Here is a 2271-nt window from a genome sequence, read left to right on the forward strand (position 1 = left end):
AAAATGCAGATATGCTAAAAAAAGCCACTTACCGGCTTAAGTTTGAGGAGTTGTTTTACATTCAGCTTGATATCCTCAAACAGCGCAGTTCGCGCATCAGGCAATATCAGGGTTACCGGTTTACCAATATCGGTTATTTTTTCAATACTTTTTATGAGAAATATTTGCCGTTTTCTCTGACTGTGGCCCAGAAGAAAGTGATTCGCGAGATACGGAAGGATGTGGGTTCTGGCAAGCAGATGAACCGCCTTTTGCAGGGCGATGTGGGAAGCGGAAAAACATTGGTCTCCCTGATGACTATGCTGATGGCTCTTGATAATGGTTTTCAGGCTTGCCTGATGGCTCCCACGGAGATTCTTGCAAACCAGCATTACGAAACCATTTCGGGGATGCTGCAGGGAATGAATGTGCGGGTGGAGTTGCTTACCGGTTCTGTAAAAAAATCGAAGCGTGCTGTTATTCACGAAGGTTTGCAAAACGGTGACATCAATATCCTGATCGGGACGCATGCCCTGCTCGAAGATGTGGTGCAGTTTAAGAATCTGGGCCTTGTTGTCATTGACGAGCAGCATCGTTTCGGTGTGGCCCAGCGGGCAAGAATGTGGCAAAAGAACGAGCAGCCTCCTCATATCCTGGTGATGACGGCTACTCCCATACCCCGTACTCTTGCAATGACCGTCTATGGCGATTTGGATGTATCGGTAATTGATGAATTGCCACCCGGGCGTAAGCCGGTGAAGACTTCTCATGTTTATGAAAACAAAAAGGCTACGGTTTATAATTTCCTTAGGCAGCGGATTAAAGCGGGTAACCAGGTTTACATCGTTTACCCGTTGATCAAGGAATCCGAAAAGATGGATTATCAGGCGCTGGAAGAAGGGTATATGGATATTGTGGGCGCTTTCCCTCCTCCGGAGTATACGGTTTGTATGCTCCACGGCCAGATGAAACCTGAAGAGAAAGACCTTGCCATGCAGCAGTTTGTAAAAGGTGATGCCGACATTATGGTTGCAACCACTGTCATTGAAGTAGGCGTGGATGTGCCCAATGCATCGGTTATGGTTATTGAAAGTGCCGAGCGTTTTGGCCTTTCACAGCTGCATCAGCTAAGAGGGCGCGTTGGGCGCGGGGCCGACCAGTCCTATTGTCTGCTGATGACATCCTTCAAACTTTCCGATGATTCGCGCAAGCGCATTGCGGCCATTGTCGGATCGACCGATGGCTTTGAAATAGCAGAGGCCGACCTGAGGCTTCGCGGACCAGGTGACCTGGAAGGTACCATGCAAAGCGGGATACCCTTTAATCTTAAACTGGCTAATTTGGCCAGAGATGGGCAGTTGCTTGAATATGTCAGGGGAATAGCCGATGAAATTCTTCAGAATGACCCTTTGCTGCAGAAACCCGAGAATCTCCTTTTTGTCCGTCAGCTCAAACATCTTAAACATAAGGAAATGGACTGGAGTGTAATCAGTTAAAGAAATTGGATTGGATAGATGAAATCCAATAATGTCTGATATTTTTTATATCTGATTTTTTGCCAATGTTTTTGGCATGCTTTTTAACCCGGAGGTAACAATTACATTATAGCTCATCTAAAAATTCTCTTGCTTATTGTAATTTTATTTTACCTTTTCTATGTAATTCGACTTCATTTAAAGCATCAACAAACTCCTTTTGTTTTGAAGAAAGCCTTTTCACATTTTTAAACCCCAGGTTTCTTGCAAGTTCCATAAAAAGTTTATTTTGTTGTCCGGTATATCAAGTACTACTTTTTGCATAATCAATTATTTTTAGCTGAGATAAACCTGGCCTGTTTTAAATCTATTAAAATCAATACTTACCAACCATATTAAAGATTTTAACTTTGTGACCTAATCTGGTTTTCAATATCTATTAGCTATTACAAAATAACTAATAAAAAAGATTAAATGAAAATGGTAAAATACTGCTGCAATAGATTCACTTGTTAAATATATTGAAGGATGAAAGTTTTGAAATTCACCACTTCAGCTAAAATTACATGCAGTTCTATATTTCTTTCGTTTGTGAATCCTTCCGTTTTTTTTATTTTTGAGCATAAATTGAGAATTAACCAAAATGCGAAAATCATACAACCAGATTATAGCCGAGAATCTTGGCATACGCCTGCAACAGGTGGAAAATACCGTTAAATTACTCTCAGACGGCGCCACGGTGCCTTTTATCAGCCGTTATCGCAAGGAGCTGACAGGAAGCCTTGATGAAGTGCAGATAGGATCCGTTAAAGAACAG

At 42.1% G+C, this 2271-nt stretch carries 3 protein-coding genes; 2 read left to right on the forward strand and 1 reads right to left on the reverse strand.

Annotation, left to right across the window (positions count from 1 at the left end; translation table 11 throughout):
• Positions 1-1475: ATP-dependent DNA helicase RecG (recG, locus tag Q8907_16450; GenBank protein MDP4275860.1), on the forward strand; the 1475-nt coding region annotated here is incomplete at its 5' end.
• 133 nt (positions 1476-1608) lie between these two features.
• Here recG and Q8907_16455 read toward each other — a convergent pair.
• Complete coding sequence (locus tag Q8907_16455) at positions 1609-1731, reverse strand: hypothetical protein (GenBank protein MDP4275861.1); 123 nt, start codon at positions 1729-1731, stop codon at positions 1609-1611.
• A 366-nt stretch (positions 1732-2097) separates the two neighbouring features.
• Between Q8907_16455 and Q8907_16460 the strand changes: the two genes are divergently transcribed.
• On the forward strand, positions 2098-2271 hold a 174-nt coding region (locus tag Q8907_16460), incomplete at its 3' end, for a Tex-like N-terminal domain-containing protein (protein ID MDP4275862.1).

The organism is Bacteroidota bacterium (genome assembly GCA_030706565.1).
Taxonomy (GTDB): domain Bacteria; phylum Bacteroidota; class Bacteroidia; order Bacteroidales; family JAUZOH01; genus JAUZOH01.